Consider the following 1,212-nt stretch of genomic DNA (forward strand, 5'->3'; position numbering starts at 1 on the left):
GCCGACTGCAGGACGTAGGTGCCCGAACCCTGGCGGGGCTCCAGCATGCCGACGTGCGTCAGCGCCCGGACGGCCTCGCGGACGGCGGACCGGCCGACGCCCAGCTGTTCGGCCAGCACGGGCTCGCTGGGGATGCGGCCGCCGACGGGCCAGTCGCCGCTTTCGACGCGTTCCCGCAGCTGTGCGGTCGCGCGTTCGACGGCCGAGCGGCGGTCGACCGGCCGCAGCGTCATGCCCGTCCCCTCTCGAAGTCGTCTGATGACCTGATGTTCCGCCACCCTAACGCACCCGGCCGTCCGGTACCGGGGGAACCGTCCCGCGGAACTCCCGGTACCGGACGGCCGGTCACGGGGGCGGTCAGGTGCCGGGCTTGCGGCCGTAGACGTAGACGTCGTCGCCGTTGCGCAGCAGGTTCCAGTACGCCTTGGCGTCGTTCAGCCGCATGTTGACGCAGCCGTGCGAGCCGGGCGGGGAGTAGACGCTGCCGCTGATGGCGTGGAAGGCCTGCCCGCCGTCGAAGAACTGGCTGTAGGGCATGGCGACGTTGTAGATCGTGGACCAGTGGTCCTTGTGCCGCCAGTAGATCTTCTTCAAACCGGTGCGCGTCTCGTACCCGTCGCGGCCCGAGCGTATGTGCACGGGTCCGTACTTGACCTTTGAGCCGTCCTGGATCCAGGTGATCTGCCGGGTCAGGTCGACGCAGGCTATCCGGCCCTTGTTCGTGGGGCACTTCTTGCCGGTGTTGGGCGTGGCGGCCTCGGCGGTGCCGCCCATCGCCAGGGTCAGCGGCGCGGTCAGCGCCACCGCCCCGGCGAGCACGCCGAGACGGCGCAGCACTCTCGTGCGCGGTGTGGTTGTCATGAACGGTAAGACCGTTCACCTCACCGCGCGGTTGCACGCCCCGGCAGCGGGAATTCGGCCGCCCCGCGCCCCCATCGGGGGCATTCGCCCCTGCTCACCCCGCATGTCCGCGAAATGCCGGGGAACATGGGCCACGTGATGAGTCTCGGCCTTCCCGATCATGTCCAAGCCTGTCTGTTCGATCTCGACGGCGTGCTGACGCGCACGGCCACGGTGCACGCCGCGGCCTGGAAGGAGATGTTCGACGCCTATCTACGCGACCGTGAGGGGCCCGGGTTCCGCCCGTTCGACCCCGTGCGGGACTACGACGAGTACGTCGACGGGCGGCCCCGTGCCGACGGGGTGCGCACC

Annotated in this window: 1 protein-coding gene and 2 pseudogenes; 1 reads left to right on the forward strand and 2 read right to left on the reverse strand. The window is 70.1% G+C overall.

Annotated features, from left to right (window positions below):
- Nucleotides 1-233 (reverse strand): GntR family transcriptional regulator (locus AB0K09_RS33585; RefSeq protein ID WP_366069168.1); only part of this gene is annotated, 233 nt, incomplete at its 3' end.
- A 124-nt stretch (nt 234-357) separates the two neighbouring features.
- Nucleotides 358-732 (reverse strand): annotated as a pseudogene (locus tag AB0K09_RS33590) (L,D-transpeptidase); the annotation flags it as partial.
- A gap of 264 nt (nt 733-996) precedes the next feature.
- Here AB0K09_RS33590 and AB0K09_RS33595 point away from each other — a divergent pair.
- A pseudogene (locus AB0K09_RS33595) lies at nt 997-1,212 on the forward strand (hypothetical protein); the annotation flags it as partial.

The sequence above is a fragment of the Streptomyces sp. NPDC049577 genome, assembly GCF_040675635.1.
Taxonomy (GTDB): domain Bacteria; phylum Actinomycetota; class Actinomycetes; order Streptomycetales; family Streptomycetaceae; genus Streptomyces.